15 protein-coding genes are annotated in these 16517 nt (G+C 74.1%); 12 read left to right on the top strand and 3 right to left on the bottom strand.

Annotated features, from left to right (window positions below):
* Positions 1-283: 283 nt before the first annotated feature.
* The 3 genes from PATMI_RS0104425 to PATMI_RS27340 all read left to right on the top strand — a co-directional run bounded on the left by PATMI_RS0104425 (position 284) and on the right by PATMI_RS27340 (position 2640).
* The gene (locus PATMI_RS0104425; protein WP_026910003.1) at positions 284-862 is read left to right on the top strand and encodes a type 1 glutamine amidotransferase domain-containing protein; all 579 of its coding nucleotides are present in this window, start codon (positions 284-286) and stop codon (positions 860-862) included.
* Positions 863-974: 112 nt separating this feature from the next.
* The gene (locus PATMI_RS0104420) at positions 975-1778 is read left to right on the top strand and encodes an SAM hydrolase/SAM-dependent halogenase family protein (RefSeq protein WP_026910002.1); all 804 of its coding nucleotides are present in this window, start codon (positions 975-977) and stop codon (positions 1776-1778) included.
* A 124-nt stretch (positions 1779-1902) separates the two neighbouring features.
* On the top strand, positions 1903-2640 hold the full coding sequence (locus PATMI_RS27340) for a biotin--[acetyl-CoA-carboxylase] ligase (protein ID WP_051471048.1): 738 nt from the start codon (positions 1903-1905) through the stop codon (positions 2638-2640).
* Positions 2641-2738: 98 nt separating this feature from the next.
* Here PATMI_RS27340 and PATMI_RS0104410 read toward each other — a convergent pair whose 3' ends face one another.
* Entirely contained in the window at positions 2739-3413 is a 675-nt protein-coding gene (locus PATMI_RS0104410; RefSeq protein ID WP_026910001.1) for an EthD domain-containing protein, read from the bottom strand.
* 185 nt (positions 3414-3598) lie between these two features.
* Between PATMI_RS0104410 and PATMI_RS0104405 the strand changes: the two genes are divergently transcribed.
* The 5 genes from PATMI_RS0104405 (at position 3599) to PATMI_RS27335 (ending at position 9160) form a co-directional block, all read left to right on the top strand.
* Positions 3599-5617, top strand: a complete 2019-nt coding sequence (locus PATMI_RS0104405; protein ID WP_169738325.1) for an ABC transporter permease — start codon at positions 3599-3601, stop codon at positions 5615-5617.
* Positions 5614-6465 (top strand): ABC transporter ATP-binding protein, encoded by an 852-nt coding sequence (locus PATMI_RS0104400; RefSeq protein ID WP_084269663.1) that lies wholly within the window; start codon positions 5614-5616, stop codon positions 6463-6465. Before PATMI_RS0104405 ends, PATMI_RS0104400 begins: the two co-directional genes overlap by 4 nt.
* Positions 6462-7199: an ABC transporter ATP-binding protein gene (locus PATMI_RS0104395; protein ID WP_026909998.1), complete on the top strand. Its 738-nt coding sequence runs from the start codon at positions 6462-6464 to the stop codon at positions 7197-7199. Before PATMI_RS0104400 ends, PATMI_RS0104395 begins: the two co-directional genes overlap by 4 nt.
* Before the next feature lie 214 nt (positions 7200-7413).
* A complete protein-coding gene (locus tag PATMI_RS0104390) occupies positions 7414-8598 on the top strand; it encodes an ABC transporter substrate-binding protein (protein WP_026909997.1) in 1185 nt (394 codons plus the stop codon).
* 94 nt (positions 8599-8692) lie between these two features.
* Positions 8693-9160: a nuclear transport factor 2 family protein gene (locus tag PATMI_RS27335; RefSeq protein ID WP_051471047.1), complete on the top strand. Its 468-nt coding sequence runs from the start codon at positions 8693-8695 to the stop codon at positions 9158-9160.
* A gap of 119 nt (positions 9161-9279) precedes the next feature.
* On the opposite strand, the gene PATMI_RS0104380 is transcribed toward PATMI_RS27335, so the two are convergent.
* Both PATMI_RS0104380 and PATMI_RS0104375 read right to left on the bottom strand, forming a co-directional pair.
* Positions 9280-10029, bottom strand: a complete 750-nt coding sequence (locus PATMI_RS0104380; RefSeq protein WP_026909996.1) for an SDR family NAD(P)-dependent oxidoreductase — start codon at positions 10027-10029, stop codon at positions 9280-9282.
* A gap of 149 nt (positions 10030-10178) precedes the next feature.
* On the bottom strand, positions 10179-11405 hold the full coding sequence (locus tag PATMI_RS0104375) for an acyl-CoA dehydrogenase family protein (RefSeq protein ID WP_026909995.1): 1227 nt from the start codon (positions 11403-11405) through the stop codon (positions 10179-10181).
* Between the two features lie 160 nt (positions 11406-11565).
* On the opposite strand from PATMI_RS0104375, the gene PATMI_RS27330 reads away from it, so the two are divergent.
* The 4 genes from PATMI_RS27330 (at position 11566) to PATMI_RS0104355 (ending at position 16241) form a co-directional block, all read left to right on the top strand.
* Positions 11566-13428 carry a PEP/pyruvate-binding domain-containing protein gene (locus PATMI_RS27330; RefSeq protein WP_051471045.1) on the top strand — a complete coding sequence of 621 codons (1863 nt, stop codon included), beginning with the start codon at positions 11566-11568 and terminating at the stop codon, positions 13426-13428.
* 146 nt (positions 13429-13574) lie between these two features.
* Complete coding sequence (locus PATMI_RS33850; RefSeq protein ID WP_051471044.1) at positions 13575-14840, top strand: 3,4-dihydroxy-2-butanone-4-phosphate synthase; 1266 nt, start codon at positions 13575-13577, stop codon at positions 14838-14840.
* Positions 14841-15024: 184 nt separating this feature from the next.
* On the top strand, positions 15025-15435 hold the full coding sequence (locus PATMI_RS0104360; protein WP_026909994.1) for a nuclear transport factor 2 family protein: 411 nt from the start codon (positions 15025-15027) through the stop codon (positions 15433-15435).
* Between the two features lie 44 nt (positions 15436-15479).
* Positions 15480-16241: an SDR family NAD(P)-dependent oxidoreductase gene (locus tag PATMI_RS0104355; RefSeq protein WP_026909993.1), complete on the top strand. Its 762-nt coding sequence runs from the start codon at positions 15480-15482 to the stop codon at positions 16239-16241.
* Positions 16242-16517 lie beyond the last annotated feature (276 nt).

Below are 16517 nucleotides of genomic sequence, written 5' to 3'. Positions count from 1 at the left end.
GGCACCGGGAGCCGCGGCCGCCGCTGCAGGTTCCTGCCGCCTGACGGCAGCGATCCGCAGCGGCACCGGGAGCCGCGGCCCCTGCTGCAGGTTCCTGCCGCCCCACGGCACCGGCCTGCATCGCCCCCGCCGCCCGCCCTGCTGTCGCGCCCGCCGGCGTCCCGGGCTACGGCCCCGCCCCGCCCCGCCCGCAGTCGTTTCTCACGCCGCCCCGCGGGTATCGATCGCCTCCCGGGGGCCGGGAACGCCGCCCCCGGGCGCACACCCGACGGAGGAGCACCGCATGTCGAACGAGCTGCAGGGCAAGAGGATCGCGATCATCGCCGCCGACGGCGTCGAGCAGGTGGAGCTCGAGCAGCCGCGCGACGCGGTGGAGGCCGCGGGGGCCACGACGGAGCTCCTGTCGATCGACACGGGCGAGATCCAGGCCACCAACGGCGACATCCACCCGGGCGACACGTTCACGGTCGACAAGAAGGTCGCCGACGCGAGCATCGACGACTACGCGGGCCTGATCCTGCCGGGCGGCGTCGCGAACCCCGACAACCTCCGCGTGGACCAGGACGTCATCCGGTTCCTCCAGGACTGGTTCAAGGCCGGCAAGCCCGTCGGCGTGATCTGCCACGGGCCGTGGACGCTCGTCGAGGCCGACCTCGTCAGGGGCCGCACGATCACGTCGTTCCCGAGCATCCGCACCGACATCGTCAACGCCGGCGGCGACTGGGTCGACGAGGAGGTCGTCTGCGACCAGGGGCTCGTGTCCAGCCGGAACCCCGACGACCTGCCGGCGTTCACGGCGAAGATCGTCGAGGAGTTCGCGGAGGGCGAGCACCGCGTGGCGGAGGCCGGCGCCACCGCCTGACAGGGCGCGCGGGAGCGGGCCGTCGGACATCCGACGGCCCGCCCTGCAGCCCCCGTTGCACCCCGGACGAGTCGCACGCGTTGCGCGCCCGGGACGTGACTAGGATCGCCCCATCGACCGCACGACCGTCACCTTCCTCTCCGACTACGGGCTCCACGACGAGTTCGTCGGCGTCTGCCACGCCGTGATCGCGCGGATCGCCCCCGAGGCCCGCGTCGTGGACCTCACGCACGGGATCCCGTCCTACGACGTGCGGCTCGGCGCGATCACCCTCCAGCGGACGCTGCCGTACGCGTCAGCGGGGGTCCACCTCGCGGTCGTCGACCCCGAGGTCGGCGGCCGGCGCCGCCCGATCGCCATCCGGGTGGCCGAGGACGACCGCGTGCTCGTCGGGCCCGACAACGGCCTGCTGTGGCTCGCCGCGCAGCGGTTCGGCGGCATCGTCCAGGCGGTCGACATCGCGACCTCGCCCTACCGCCTCGAGCCCGTGTCGGCGACGTTCCACGGCCGCGACATCTTCGCGCCGATCGCCGCCCGGATCGCCGCGGGCCTCGAGCTCGAGGACGTCGGCACCCCGCTGGACCCGGACGCCGTCGAACCGCTGCCGATGCCGATGGCGGAGGTGGAGGGCGACGAGCTCGTCGCCCACGTCCTCGCCTTCGACCGCTTCGGCAACGTGATGCTCGACCTCGAGCACGAGGAGCTGACCGCCGGCGTCGGCCTGCGGATCGGCGAGGCCGTCGAGATCAACGGCGTCCGCGGCGTCTACGCCACGACCTTCGCCGACGTCGCGCCGGGGACGGTCCTGCTCTACCAGGACGCCAACCGCGCGATCGCGGTCGCCGTCAACCGCTCTTCTGCGCGCGAGGCGCTCGAGCTCGTCACCGACGCGCCCGTGCGGATCCGGCGCGCGTGACCGCCCCGGTGGGCACCCGACGCGCTCCCCACCGGATCGGTCCGGAGCGGACGTCCTCCGGCCCCGCCATCGCCAGGACGACGCCCCGGACCACGCCCGTCGCACCCCGCATCGGAGACACCCCATGACCACCGACCAGCACGCGCGGCCGCTCGGCACGCCGCGGCACCACCACGACGAGATCGGGTCGACGAACGACGAGGCCCGGCGCCTCGGCGCGGACGGGGCCCCGCACGGGACGACCGTCACCGCCACCGCCCAGACCGCCGGCCGCGGACGCCAGGGCCGGCCGTGGGTGGCGCCGCCCGGGCAGGCGCTGACCGTCTCGGTCGTCCTGCGGGACCTCCCGAGCCCCGCGATGCTCCCGCTGGCCGTCGCGGTCGCGGTCGCGGAGACCGTCGGGGCCGAGGCCCGGATCAAATGGCCCAACGACGTCGTCCTCGCCGACGACCACGGACCGCTGCGCAAGATCGCCGGGATCCTCTGCGAGGGACGTCCGTCCGAGGGGTGGGCCGTCGCCGGCATCGGGCTGAACGTCGCGCTCGACCTGGACGCCGTGCCGGACGAGATCGCCGCGCGGGCCGCGACGATGGGCCGCGACCCGTCCGAGATCGATGCGGTCCTCGCCGAGCTGCTCGAGCGTCTCGCCACCGCGATCGCGCTCCCCGACGCCACGCTGCTGGAGGCGTGGTCCGCCCGCGACGTGCTGCGCGGCGGAACGATCTCCTGGGTGCGCCCGGGCGGCGGCGCGGGCGGTACCGGGGTGGCCCAGGGCGTCGACGAGCGCGGGCGCCTGCTCGTCCGCACCGACGCCGGCGTCGAGGCGCTCGACGCCGGCGAGGTCCACCTCGAGCGGCGCTGACCGGCGGGCGACCGGCGTACCGGCCGGCCGCCCGGCCGGCCCGCCGACCCGCCGGTGACCCCTCGACCCGCCCGGCCCGTCGGCGTGCCGCCCGCCGCTCAGCCGGAGACGCGCGCCGACGGCCAGAGCACGCGGTGCTCGGTCGCCAGGAGCGCCTCCGTCGCGCCGCGCACCAGCGACGTCCAGGCGTCCGGCTCCGCGTCGCGGCCCGCCTCGAGGGCCCGGCGGTCCGGCCACCAGAGCTCACGGATCCCCCCGTACGGCGGCGCGGCGTCCGCGTAGGCCTCGGCCGACGGCAGGCAGAGGACGTGCCGGGTCGCGCCGAGCCGGTCGCCGAGCTCGCGCTGCTGCTCGACCGACGACCCGACGGCCTCGTCCGATCCGCCGCCCGGCAGCAGCACCAGCAGCTTCACCCCCGGGGCGTCCTGGGCCACGGGCGGTCCGGCCACGAGCACCTGCTGCTCGGTCATGAGGAACGCGAGCCGGTCGACGTCGATGAACAGCGGCTCGTCGGCGTGGCAGCCCTCGAGGTAGTCCGGGTCCTCGCCCATGCCGGCGGCGGTCGCGAGGTCCTCGAACCAGACCTCCGCGATCCCCTCGTAGATCGGGTCGGCCAGGCCGCCGCCCGGTGACGCGAGGCGGTGGCTCTGCAGGTAGCCCTGCATCGTCGTGATCCGCAGCGCGAGGTCGCCGTGCGGATGGCGCCAGTGGTCGTGGAACTCGTCGACGGGGACGTCCGGCCGGCGAGGGATGAGCGCGAACACCTTGATCATGGGGGCCGATGCTGCTCCTCGGACAGCACGCGCTGGGAGCCGTCCGTCCACCCTTGTGGAGCAAACTACGAACACCCTCCGAGGTCCGTCGCCGTGGCGCTACCGGCCATGCGCAAGATCGGCCCGAAATCGCCGTGGGGCCACGCTTGGCGTGGGCGCTCCGGCGGGAGAACGGAGGAGCATCGATGAGCGATCTAGCGCAGTACGTGTTGTCCGGATTGTCGGCAGGGTGTGTGTTCGCCCTGGTGGCACTCGGCTTCGTGGTGGTGGCGAACGTCACCGGCGTCTACAACTTCGCCCAGGGCGACTACGTGATGGTCGGCGGGATGATCATGGTCGCCACGCAGACGGCCGGCTGGCCGCTCGTGCTCGGCGTCCTGATGTCCGCGGTCGCCGTGGCGCTCGTCGCCCTCGTGCAGGAACGGACGACCGTCGCGCCGGTGCGCAGACGGGTGGGGATGCTCGGCCTGGTGATCGCCAGCCTCGGCTTCGGCATCGTCCTGCGCGGCCTCGCGCTCCTCATCTGGGACAAGGACCCGCTGTCGCTGCCGTCCTTCCACGACGGCACGTTCGGCCTCTTCGGCGCCCGGCTGGACGACCAGACGTGGTTCATCTGGGGCACGACGCTCGTCGTCCTGCTCGGCGTCGTCGGGCTCTTCCGCTTCACGATCACCGGCAAGGCGATGCGCGCCTGCGCGTCGAACCCGACCGCCGCCCGGCTGCTCGGCATCCGGACCGGCCGCATGTCGATGTCGGCGTTCGTCCTGGCCGGCGCGATCAGCGGCACGCTCGGCGCGATGATCGTCCCGGTCTCCGGGGTCTCCTGGGACAGCGGCATCACCGTCGGCCTCGTGGGCTTCATCGCCGCGGCGCTCGCGGGCTTCGAGCACCCCGGCCGCGCGGTCCTCGCCGGCCTCGGCCTCGGCGTCGTCCAGAGCGTCGGCGCCGGCGTGATCTCGTCGGAGTACCGCGACGCCATCGTCTACATGACGCTCATCGTCTTCCTGCTCGGCCGCGACCTGTTCGACGCCGACGGCGCGATCCGCCGCGTGATCGCCGCCCGGGCGACGAAGCGCACCCGACGCCCGCGCCGGGTGGTCAGCCGCGCGCCGCAGGTCGCGGTCGCCGCGTCGCACGACGGTCCGCGGTTCACGTGGAGGATGGGCGTCCCGGTCGTCGCGCTGCTGCTCCTGGCGTGCGCCCCGTTCGTGCTGGAGTCGGGCAGCCAGGAGCTCTCGTCCGCGACCTTCGTCGTGCTCGCCGCGATCGCCGCGACCGGTCTGGGCCTCGTGATGGGGCTCGCCGGGCAGTTCAGCCTCGGGCAGGCGGCGTTCGTCCTCGTCGGCGGCTACACCGTCGCGATCCTGACGACGAAGCACGGCTGGGACCCCACGGCCGCGCTCCTGGCCGGCATGGTCCTCTCCGTCGTCGGCGGCGGGCTGATCGGCGCGATGACGCTCCGACTGCAGGGCTTCAACCTCGCGATCGCGACGCTCGCGATCCACCTGACCCTGCTCGTCGTGGTCAGCCAGGCGGACTTCACCGGCGGCGCGCTCGGGCTCGTCGGACTCCCGACGCTCACGCTCTTCGGCATCGACCTGACGGACCCGTCGGACTTCTACTGGGCGGCGATCGTCGTCCTGGTCCTCTGCCTCTGGCTGGCCCGCAACATCTCGGGCTCCCGGATCGGGCAGGCGCTGCGCGCGGTCGGCCAGGACGAGGACGGTGCCCGCAGCATGGGCATCAACCCGTTCCGCCTGAAGCTCGTCGTCTTCGTCGTCAGCGCCGGGATGGCCGGCCTGGCCGGCGGGCTCTGGGCCTACTCGCTGCAGTTCGCGGCGCCGGCCAACTGGGACTTCACGCTGACGATCAGCCTCGTCACCTACGTCATCGTCGGCGGCATCGGCAGCGTCTACGGCGGGCTGATCGGCGCGGTCGTCGTCGGCGGCCTCGAATACTGGATCCGCTACCACGCCACCTCCGGGCTCGAGGGCGCCTCGCTGCAGTGGGAGCTCATCATGTACGGCCTCCTGCTCGTGGTCTTCGTCCTCTTCTTCAAGGACGGGCTGGCCCGCGCGTTCAAGGCCGACTCGCTGAGCGGCGGCCTCGACCGGCTCCGCCGGCGCCGCGACGGGGCCGGGGCGACCGGGCCGCCCGGGGGCGACCTGACGTCCGCCGCGGGCACGACCGGAGCGGTCCGATGAGCGCGGCGGACACGACCGGCGAGGTCCGGACGACCGGCGGCACGGCGACGGCGGGTGCCGCGGCGACGGCCGGCGCGACGGCTGCCCCCGCCCTCCGCGCCGAGGGCCTGCGGCGGACCTTCGGGGCGTTCGTCGCGGTCGACGACGTGGCGATCACGCTGCGGCCGGGCCGGGTCACCGCGCTGATCGGCCCGAACGGCGCCGGCAAGTCGACGGTCATCAACCTGCTCGCCGGGACGCTGATCCCGACCGCCGGGCAGGTCCGGATCGCCGACGTCCGCGTCGAGGGGCTGCGGGCCGAGGAGGTCGCGCTGCGCGGCCTGGCCCGGACCTTCCAGACGCCGAAGCTCTACGAGGGCATGACCGTGCTCGACATGGTGATGCTGGCCCGCGACCGGTTCGGACGGGCGTCGTTCCTCGAGATCGCGCTCAGCCTGCCCCGCACGCGCAGGGACCGCCAGGCCTCGCGGGCTGCCGCGATGGCGCACCTCGAGCGCGTCGGCCTGGGGCACCAGGCAGACCGCCTCGCGACCTCGCTGCCGGTCGGCAGCCAGCGGCTCGTCGACGTCGCCCGGGCGCTCGCGTCGGAGCCCGACGTGCTGCTCCTCGACGAGCCCGCCGCGGGCCTCGACCACACCGAGACGCACGAGCTGACGGACCTGATCCGCGCGATCGCCGGCGAGGGCCTCGCGGTCCTCCTCGTCGAGCACGACATGCGGATGGTGATGAGCGTCGCCGACGACGTCGTCGTGCTCGATCGCGGGCGGCTCCTCGCCGGGGGGACGCCGGAGGAGGTCGCCGCGAACCCTGCGGTGATCGAGGCCTACCTGGGGACGGTGGCGGCATGAGCGGGACGCTGACGATCGACGGGCTCGACGCCGGCTACGGCCGCGTCGGCGTCCTGCGTGGCCTCGACATGGAGGTCCGCGACGGGGAGATCGTCGCGATCCTCGGCAGCAACGGGGCGGGCAAGAGCACCCTGCTGCGGACCATCAGCGGACTGATCCGGCCGACCGCCGGACGGATCCGGCTGGACGGCGACGACGTGGCGGGGAAGAACCCCGAGGACGTCTCCCGGTCCGGGCTCGTGATGGTCCCGGAGGGACGCCAGCTCTTCGCGGGGATGACCGTCCGCGAGAACCTGCTGCTCGGCGCCTACGCCGAGCGCCGGCGCAGGTCCGTCGTGCAGGAACGTCTGGCGCAGGCCCACGCGCTGTTCCCGATCCTGGAGGAGCGCGCCGACCAGGTCGCCGGGAGCCTCAGCGGCGGACAGCAGCAGATGGTGGCGATCGGCCGGGGGCTGATGGCGGGCCCGAAGGTGCTGCTCCTCGACGAGCCGTCGCTCGGCCTGGCGCCCGCGGTGCTGGCCCAGGTCTTCGACGCGCTGCGGGCTCTGCGCGAGCAGGGCGTGACGATCCTCGTCGTCGAGCAGAACGTGATGATGACGCTGGCCCTGGCCGATCGGGCCTACGTGCTCCAGCGCGGCGAGGTCGTCATCGAGGGCACGTCGGAGGAGTTGCAGAGCGACGCCCGGGTGCGCGAGGCGTACCTCGGATTCACGACGGCGGCCGCTGCGGGCTGAACGTCCGCCGCTGGCGTGGTGTCGCTTCGGACGGAGTTTGGAACTCCCCACGAAACGCCGCACGCACGGCCTGATTCGGTGGGGGCGACACTCCTAGAGTCGCCTCAGTAACCAACGCGGGGACCATATTTGGGTCCCCCACACATGGAGAGAGGGTGGGGACATGGCACGCATGACGCGAGTGTTGTCGGCTTGTGGGGTGATGGTGATGGCTGTGGGTGTGACCGCGTGTGGCAGCGACAGCGGGGGATCAGGCGGGGGCGGGAGCTCCAGCGGCCCGATCAAGGTCGCGGGCTACATCGGCCCGGCCGCCCAGGGCGGCCCCGACTACCAGGACGGCATGAAGCTCGCCGCCAAGCAGATCAACGCGGCCGGCGGCATCGACGGCCGGAAGATCGAGCTGGTCCTCAAGGAGACCGGCGCGACGCCGCAGGGCGCGGCGACCGCCTACCGGGACTCGGCGCGCGACAAGGCCGTCATCGGCGGGTTCAACGGCTCGGCCGGCGCGCTGGCGATCAGCGGCCTGACCGACCAGGTCAAGCTGCCCGCCATCGCGGCCAGCGGCAGCGACAAGCTGATCGACCCGGTCAAGAAGTACATGTTCCAGAACTCGGCCGGGTCGGAGTACGCGACCTCCGCGATCTCGTACATGACGAACGTGCTGAAGAAGAAGTCCGTCGCGATCCTCCACTACGACGCCGACTTCTCGACGGGCCTGGCCCCGGCGATCGAGGCGCGCTGCAAGGAGATCGGCTGCAAGGTCACCACGGTGCAGGCGAGCTCGGGCACGGCGTCCACCGACCAGGTGACGGCCCAGCTGACGAAGATGAAGGCGACCAACCCGGACGTCTACTACATCGAGACGCTGAACCCGAACGGCTACAAGGCCGCCAAGCAGCTCGGCATGTTCGACCGGCCGATCATCGGCGAGCAGTGGCTCTCGACCCCGGCCCTGGCCGCGGCGTGCGGGACGAACTGCGAGACGGTCACCTACGGCGGGCACAAGTGCGCGCTCACCGACCTGAACCAGCTGAACGCGGACGACCCGATCAAGGCGTTCTGCGAGAAGTACGTGAAGGACTTCACCACGGAGTACCCGGACAAGCCGTTCGCGCTGTACTCGATCTACGGCTACGACGCCGTGAACACGTTCGCCGACGCAGCCCGCAAGGTGCTGAAGGCCGGCAAGGAGCTGACGCGCGACAACGTCACCGCGCAGCTCGAGAACGAGGGTGGCGACCTCCTGACGAGCCACGGCTCGGTCAAGTCGAGCCCGACGGACCACGCCCTCGTGGGGGAGTGGGGCGAGGCCTACGTCGACACCCGGATCAAGATGAAGGGCAAGACCGTGACGTACGCCCTGGCGCCCGGCGCCGACAAGGCCGGTTCCACGCCGTAGCCCGGACGGCCGCGCCGCGCCGGCACCACCACGCAGGAGATCCCAGGGGCCCCGCCGAACCGGCGGGGCCCTCTTCCCATCGAAGGAGACCCCCATGACCGACCCGACCGACCGCCTCGACGTCATCGACCTGATGCACCGCTACGCCACCGCGCTGGACACGCGCGACTGGGACCTCCTCGCCGAGGTCTTCACCCCCGACGGCGCGACCGACTACGGCGAGCTCGGCGGGATCAACCGCGGACCCGAGGCGATCGTGGCGCTCTGTCGCGGCGCGCTCGCCGGGCTCGACGCGAGCCAGCACCTGATCGGCAACGTCAGCTGCGAGCTCGACGGCGACACCGGCACGGCGTCCTGCTACTTCCAGGCGCAGCACGTGATCGTCGGCGCCGACGGCGGCGACCACCTGCTCGTCGGCGGCACCTACCACGACGAGCTGCGCCGGATCGACGGGCGCTGGCGGATCCATCTGCGGACCCTGACGCCGTCGTGGAGCTCCGGGAACCAGGAGATCTTCCGCATCGGCGGGGAGCGCCTGGCGACGGCGGACGCCGGCGCCTGACGGGCGGGGTCGGCGCCCGGCGCACCGCGGCGGGTCGGGCGCCGGGCCGGCCCGCCGTCCGACCCGCGCGACCGTGGCCGGGAGGGGTCCGGGCCGGAGTCCGGACCCGGCCCGGCCGGTCAGGCGCTGTACCCGCCGTCGACCGCGATCATCTGGCCGCTGACGTACGTGGCCTCCGGGCCCGCGAGGAAGTCGACCAGCGCGGCGACCTCCTCCGGCTGCCCCATCCGGGCCAGCGGGGTCTGGGCCATGCAGCTCTCGATCACGGACTTGGCGACGTCGTCGACCTCGAACGAGGTCAGCACGATGCCGGCGTCGATGACCCCCGGCGCCACGCCGTTGATCCGCACGTTGTGCGGGCCGGCCTCGCGCGCGGCCTGCTTGAGCAGGCCGGTAATCGCGGTCTTCGGGCCTCCGGACATCCCGTCGTTCTCGAGCGTCCGGTGCACGGCGGTCGTGATGAACGACGTGATGCTGCCGCCGCCGGAGCCCTTCAGCAGCTCGACGCCGTGGCGCAGGACGTTGAACGTGCCGAAGACGTCGGTGTCGTAGATCCGCTTGAAGTCCTCGTCGGTGACGTCCTCCAGCGCGCACAGCGGGATCGCCGGCCCGGTCGCGGAGACGATGGCGTCGAGCCCGCCCCACCGGTCGGCCGCCCCCGTGAGGAACGACTTCACCGACGCGGAGTCGGTGAGGTCGACCCGCGCGGCGTCGGCCTCACCGCCCTCGGCGACGATCGCGTCCACGACCCCGCGGGCCTTCTCCTCGTTCCCGAAGTAGCCGATCGTCACCGGCGTCCGCCGCGCGATCCGCGCCGCGGCCGCCGCCCCCAGGCCGCCGGATCCTCCGAGAATGGCCGTCCCCGTCATGTGCTGTCCCTTCGTCGCTGTACGCAGAGCGCGGGGCGTCCCGCACCGATCGTGCGACGTCGCCCGCGATCGCAGCAGACCAGCGCGTACAGCGGTACGGGGATCGCCCCGGGCGCCGTTTCGGAGCGCGCTACAAGAGCGCGCGGGACTCAGGAGGCGTCGGGCGCCGGGTGCTTCGCGAGCTCGGCGCGGGCGATCGTCATCCGGTGGACCTCGTCGGGCCCGTCGACCATCCGCATCGTGCGGGCGTGCGCGTACATCTCGGCGAGCGGGAAGTCGTCGCTCATCCCACCGCCGCCGTGGATCTGGATCGCGTGGTCGACGACGCGCTGCGCGACCGCCGGCGCGGCGACCTTGATCGCCGCGATCTCCGTCCGGGCCTCCTGGTTGCCCACGGTGTCCATGAGCCACGCGGCCTTCATCGTCAGGAGGCGGATCATCTCGATCTCGATCCGCGCGTCGGCGATCCAGTCCTGCACGTTGGCGCGCGACGAGACGGGCTTCCCGAACGTGACCCGCTGCTGCGCGCGGGAGCACATCAGCTCGAGCGCGCGTTCCGCCAGGCCGATCGTCCGCATCGCGTGGTGGATGCGGCCCGGACCGAGCCGCGCCTGCGCGATCCGGAACCCGTCGCCCTCGGCGGACATCACGTTCTCGACCGGGACGCGCACGTCCTCGAACAGCACCTCGCCGTGGCCCTCCTGGTGCTGGTAGCCGAAGACCGGGAGGCTGCGCAGCACCTGCACGCCCGGGGTGTCGGCCGGCACGAGGACCATGCTCTGCTGCCGATGGCGGTCGGCCGTCGGGTCGGTCTTGCCCATCAGGATGAAGAAGCGCAGGTGGGGGTGGAGCGCACCCGTCGTCCACCACTTGCGTCCGTCGATGACGTACTCGTCGCCGTCGCGGCGGATGCGGGTCTCGATGTTCGTGGCGTCGGACGACGCGACCGCCGGCTCGGTCATCGCGAACGCCGACCGGATCCGGCCCTCCAGCAGCGGGACGAGCCACCGCTCCTGCTGCTCCGGGTTCCCGAAGAGCGTCAGGACCTCCATGTTCCCGGTGTCCGGCGCGTTGCAGTTGCAGGCCTCCGGCGTGAGGCGGCTGCGGCCCATGATCTCGGCCAGCGGCGCGTACTCGACGTTCGAGAGCCCCGGCACCGACGGGTGGACGTCCGCGTGCGGGTGGAACAGGTTCCACAGGCCGCGCTCGCGGGCCTCGGCCTTCAGCTCCTCCATCACCGTCGGCTGGTGGTGCGGGTTCCCCGCCGCCAGGAGCTCCTGCGCGTAGGGCTCCTCCGCCGGGTACACCCGCTCGTCCATGAACGCCAGCAGGCGCTGCTGCAGGTCGCGGGTGCGGTCGGACGGCTCGATGTTCACGCGGCTCCTCGGGGCGGGGGCCGGTCGACCCGGCCGCATGGCATCGAATCAGCCAGGGACCCCGCGTGCCGGACGGGGCCGACCTCGACTCTTGGAGCGGACCACAAGTTCGCGGGCCGGTGGTCCGTGCCGGGCCCGGGACGCGGTCGATGATCGGCCGATGCGGGACCTGCGACGAGCCGACATCAGCACCGCCGTCGTCCCGTTCGGCCGCGGGCCGGCGAGCCGCGCCCTGCTCGGGACCGAGGGCGCCGGCCTGGCGCGGCTGTGCGAGCTGGGCCTGCCCACGCCGCCCGGGTTCACGATCACCACCGAGGCGTGGCGGTCCGGGACGGCCGGGGCCGACGGGCCGGTCGACGTGCCGGCCGCTGTCCGGGCGGCGATCGCCGAGCAGCTCCCGGAGCTCGCCCACGAGCTGCTGGGCGAGGCGGGGATGCCGCTGCTCGTCGCCGTCCGCACCGGCGGGCCGTCGCACGTGCCGGGCCTGCAGGAGCCGGTCGTCGACGTGGGGATCGGTGAGGCGACGCTCGACGCGGTGACCGCGGTCGCCGGACGGGCCTTCGCCGGCAAGCGGTACCTCGCGTTCGCCCGGTCGTTCGGCATCGCCGTCCGCGCGCTCCCCGCCGACGAGCTCGACGCGGAGGCGGCCCGGCACGAGCACCCGCTCGACGCGGCCCGCGCGGTGCGCGACCTCGTGGCGGAGCGGTCGGGCGTCCTGGTCCCCGACGACCTCGAGGGCCAGCTGCACGAGGCGGTGGCCGCCGCGTGGGCGTCGTGGGACGGTCCGGAGGCACGGGACTACCGGGTGCGGGCGCAGCTCCCCGAGGACCTCGGCGTCGCCGTCGTCGTCCAGGCGATGGTCCACGGCGACCGCGACCTCGACTCGGGCGTCGGCACGGCCTACTCGCGCGATCCGGCCACCGGGTCGCCGAGCGCGACGGGCAGCTTCGTCCCGCACGCCCACGGGCACGGGACCGTCGAGACGCGGCTGCCGCTGACGGCGATGCACGCCCGGCTGCCGACGCCGCTGGCCGAGCTCGACGCCGCTCTGCCGCTCGTCGAGGCCTCCTACCGCGACATGTGCGCGGTCGACTTCGCGGTCCAGTCCGGGCGGCTGTGGTTCCTCCGTGCGAAGCCCGCGGTCCGCAGCGGTCCGGCGGCGGTCCGGATCGCGGTCGACCTCGTCGACGACGGGCTGATCACGACGCCGGAGGCCCTCGCCCGGATCCCGCTCTCGGTGATGGCGCGGCTGCAGGCGCCCGTCTTCGCCCGGGACCAGCACGTCGAGGTGCTGGCGCTCGGCGACCCGGCGTCCCCGGGCGCGGTCTGCGGCGTCGCGGCGTTCGACGCGGAGCGGGCCCGGGCGCTCGCGGCCGCCGGCGCCGACGTCGTGCTGATCCTGCCGCGCGTCCGGCGCGCCGACGTCGCCGGCGCGCTCGCGAGCGTCGCCGTCGTCACCTCGCGGGCGGGGGTCGTCGACCCCGCCGCCCTGGAGCGGTACGCCCGCCCCGCGATCTTCGGCGCCTCCGGCCTCGAGGTCGACGCCGACGGCCTGCGCGCGACGACGTCCGGGCCGACGATCACCGAGGGCGACGTCGTGTCGGTGGACGGGACGACCGGCGTCCTGATGGCGGGCCGCGTGCGCATGGTGCCGGCGCAGCCCGACCTCCGGATCGCGCGGGTGCTGCAGTGGGCGGACGAGCGGCGCGGGGTCGCGCTCGTCAGCGCCGCGCCCGCCGGGACCGCGGTCGTCACGGGCCCCGAGGACGTCGGCGACGTCGCGGGCGGGCCGGCGGTCGTGGCGGTGTCGGCCGCCGAGGACGGGTGCGCCGAGCCGCTGGCCCGGACGGTCGCGGCGCTGCTCGACGCCGGGGCCGCCTCGCTCCTCCTGCGCGTCGCGACGGGGCCGGGCCTCGACGCGGTCCGCCCGCCGGCCGCCCCCTGGACCGCCGTCGTCGGCGACCGCGACTCGTGGGCCGTGCGGCTGCTGGCGGGGCGGATCGAGGTCGTCGGGACGACCTGAGCAGCGTCGCCGTCGTCCCGCGGGCCGGGCGCCGACCGGCCCGGACGGGCGGCCCGAGCGGGCGCCGCCGGCCCTTTTGGAGCCGCCCACAGATCGGTCCCGGACCGCGGGTCGCGGCGGCGGCACCGGTCCGCACAGGATGGGCGATGCACGCCGAGGCGACCCACCCGTTCCCCGACGCCGGTCCGCGATCGTCCGCCGGTGCGTTCGGGTGCGCCGCGGTCGAGCTCGCGGAGGACGCGGCGGACCATCGCGTCCGTCACGCGGTCGCCGCGCTGCGGGACGGCCGGGCGGTCCTCGTCACGGACCCGGACCGCGGGACGGGCGGCGTCGTGATGGCGACGGCCGACGCCGCGGACCATCGCGTCGTGACCTTCATGGCGACGCACGCGCGCGGCCTCGTCCAGCTGGCGCTGACCCCCGAGCGCTGCGAGCGCCTCGGGCTCCGGACGATGACGCGCGACGGGGCCGCCGGACCCGCGACCGGGATGACGCCGTCGATCGAGGCCCGGCACGGCGTCGGCACGGGGATCTCCTCCGCCGACCGCGCGCGGTCGATCGCGGTGGCGATCGCCGACGACGCGTCCGCCCGCGACCTCGTGTCGCCCGGCCACATGTTCCCCGTGCGCACGGCGCGGGGCGGCGTCCGCGGCGCCGCGGGGCACGCCGAGGCGGCGGTCGACCTGGCGCGCACGGCGGGCGCGCGGCCCGCCGGGGTCCTCTGCGTCGTCCTCGACGACGACGGCGACGTCGCGACCGGCGACGCCCTCACGGCGTTCGCGCTGCGCCACGACCTGCGCACCGTCACCGTCGGCGACGTCGTCCGCCACCGCGCGGCGTCGGCGCCCGAGCTCGAGGTGCGTCGCGACGAGGTGGTCGACGTCGGGGAGGCCGCGGGCACGCGGATGCTCCGCGTGCGGTCGCTCGACGACGGGACCGACCACGTCGTGTTCGTGCGCGGCGACGTCGGCGTGCGACGGGGCGGCCCGGCGGGCTCCCACGACGTGGTCCCGCGCGGGGACGGCGGGGCCGGGCGGCACCGGGACGGATCCGCAACCGAGGGCCCGGTGCCGACGTGGATCGGGGCGCGGGACCTGGTCGCCGGGGTGCTCGTCGGCGGTCCGGGCGGGCCCGACGCGGTCCGTGCGCTGCGGGCGCTCTCCGGCGCCGGTCGCGGGGTCGTCGTCCTGGCGTCGCGTCCTCCGGCGGCCCGGCCGGGCGGGCCGGTGGACGAGCCCGCCCTCGCGGAGACGTGGGCCGGGCGGTACGGGCGGCACGTCGCCGTGGGCGCGTCGGTCCTGCGCCTGCTGGGCGTCGCCCACGTCGCGCCGCTGCTGCCGGGCGACGACGTGGTGGCCGGCCTCGGTCGGCGCGGCTTCGTCGTCGCGCCGCCGGTGGCCGACCTCGGCTGACGCCGGCCGCGCACGCCGGGACGGGCTCCCGGCGCCGACCGCATGCCGCCCGCGGGGCCGCGCATGTGAGGCCTCCCGGGACCCTTTCGGACCGAACTCCAAGTCGCCCCGACGACCCCCGCCGGACACCGATCGACCGCACCTAGTGTCGGTTCCACGATCAACCGAACGTGAGGGGCACACCGTGGCGACCACCGAGAACCAGACGAGCAAGCAGGTCGTGGAGGACTTCCTGAAGACCTTCTCCACCGGCGACGTGGAGCACATCCTGGCGAGCATGACCGAGGACGCCACCTGGTGGGTCGCGGGGACGATGGAGGGGATCTCCGGCACCTACACCCGCGAGGAGTTCGGGCAGCTCGCGGGCGGCATCGGCGCCGGGACGAAGGAGGCCCGGATCCAGCTGACACCGCACGCCTGGACGGTCGACGGCGACCGCGTCGCCGTCGAGACCGAGTCGTACGCGGAGCTCAACAACGGCCGCGTCTACAACAACCACTACCACTTCCTCTTCGTGGTGCAGGACGGCCGGATCCACCGTGTCAAGGAGTACCTCGACACCGAGCACACGTCCGCGATCTTCCTCAAGCCCTAGCGGCCCGAGAAGACCCGACACACCACGAGGAGAGAGAGCACCACATGGGTTCGCTGGAGAACAAGGTCGCCATCGTCAGCGGCGGCGCGCAGGGCATCGGTCAGGCGGTCGCACGCCGGCTCGCGAGCGAGGGCACCACCGTGATCGTCGGTGACCTGCAGGCCGACGACACGACGGTCCGCTCGATCACCGACGCCGGGGGGAAGGCCGAGCACCACGTCTTCGACGCGCGCATCGAGTCGGACTGGGAGGCCCTCGTCGCGGGCGCCGTCGAGCGCCACGGCCCGGTCACCCTGCTGGCCAACGTCGCCGGGGTCGTGAACATGCAGTCCGAGGACGAGGTCACCGGCCTCACCGAGGAGGCGTGGGACACGGTCATCGACACCGACCTGAAGGGCGTGTGGCTCGGGATGAAGCACACGATCCCGTCGATGGTCGGCGCCGGCGGCGGGAACGTCGTGAACATCTCCTCGCTCGCGGCGCTGAAGGGGATGCTGAACCTCGCGTCCTACTCGGCGGCCAAGGGCGGCGTGATCGCGCTGACCCAGCAGGCCGCCTACAGCTACGCCGAGCAGAACGTGCGCATCAACGCCGTGGCACCGGGCACGATCGACACCCCGATCCTGGCCGACATCACCCCGGAGCAGAAGGCCATCAACGCCAACGCGCACCTGATCAAGCGCCTCGGCCGGCCGGAGGAGATCGCCAGCGCGGTCGCGTTCCTCCTCTCCGACGAGGCCTCGTTCATCACGGGCCAGACGCTGCCGGTCGACGGCGGCTGGGAGATCAACGGGCGCAACCACTAGGGAGCGGGGCGGCCGCCCGGGGGCCGGGGGTCCGAGGCCTGGGGTCCGGGGGACGGGGCTCCGGGGGGACGGGGAACGGGTCTCCGGGGGGAGAGGGTTCCGGGGCGACGGACAACGGGTCTCCGGGGGGACGGGGTTCCGGGGCGACGGACAACGGGTCTCCGGGGGGACGGGGTTCCAGGGCGACGGACAACGGGTCTCCGGGGGGACGGGGTTCCAGGGGACGGGGCCCGAGGGTCGGGGAACGGGGCTCCGGGGACGAGGGTCCGGGGACGG

The organism is Patulibacter minatonensis DSM 18081 (genome assembly GCF_000519325.1).
GTDB classification, from domain to species: Bacteria; Actinomycetota; Thermoleophilia; order Solirubrobacterales; family Solirubrobacteraceae; genus Patulibacter; species Patulibacter minatonensis.
This window is presented reverse-complemented; position numbering and strand designations above follow the sequence as displayed.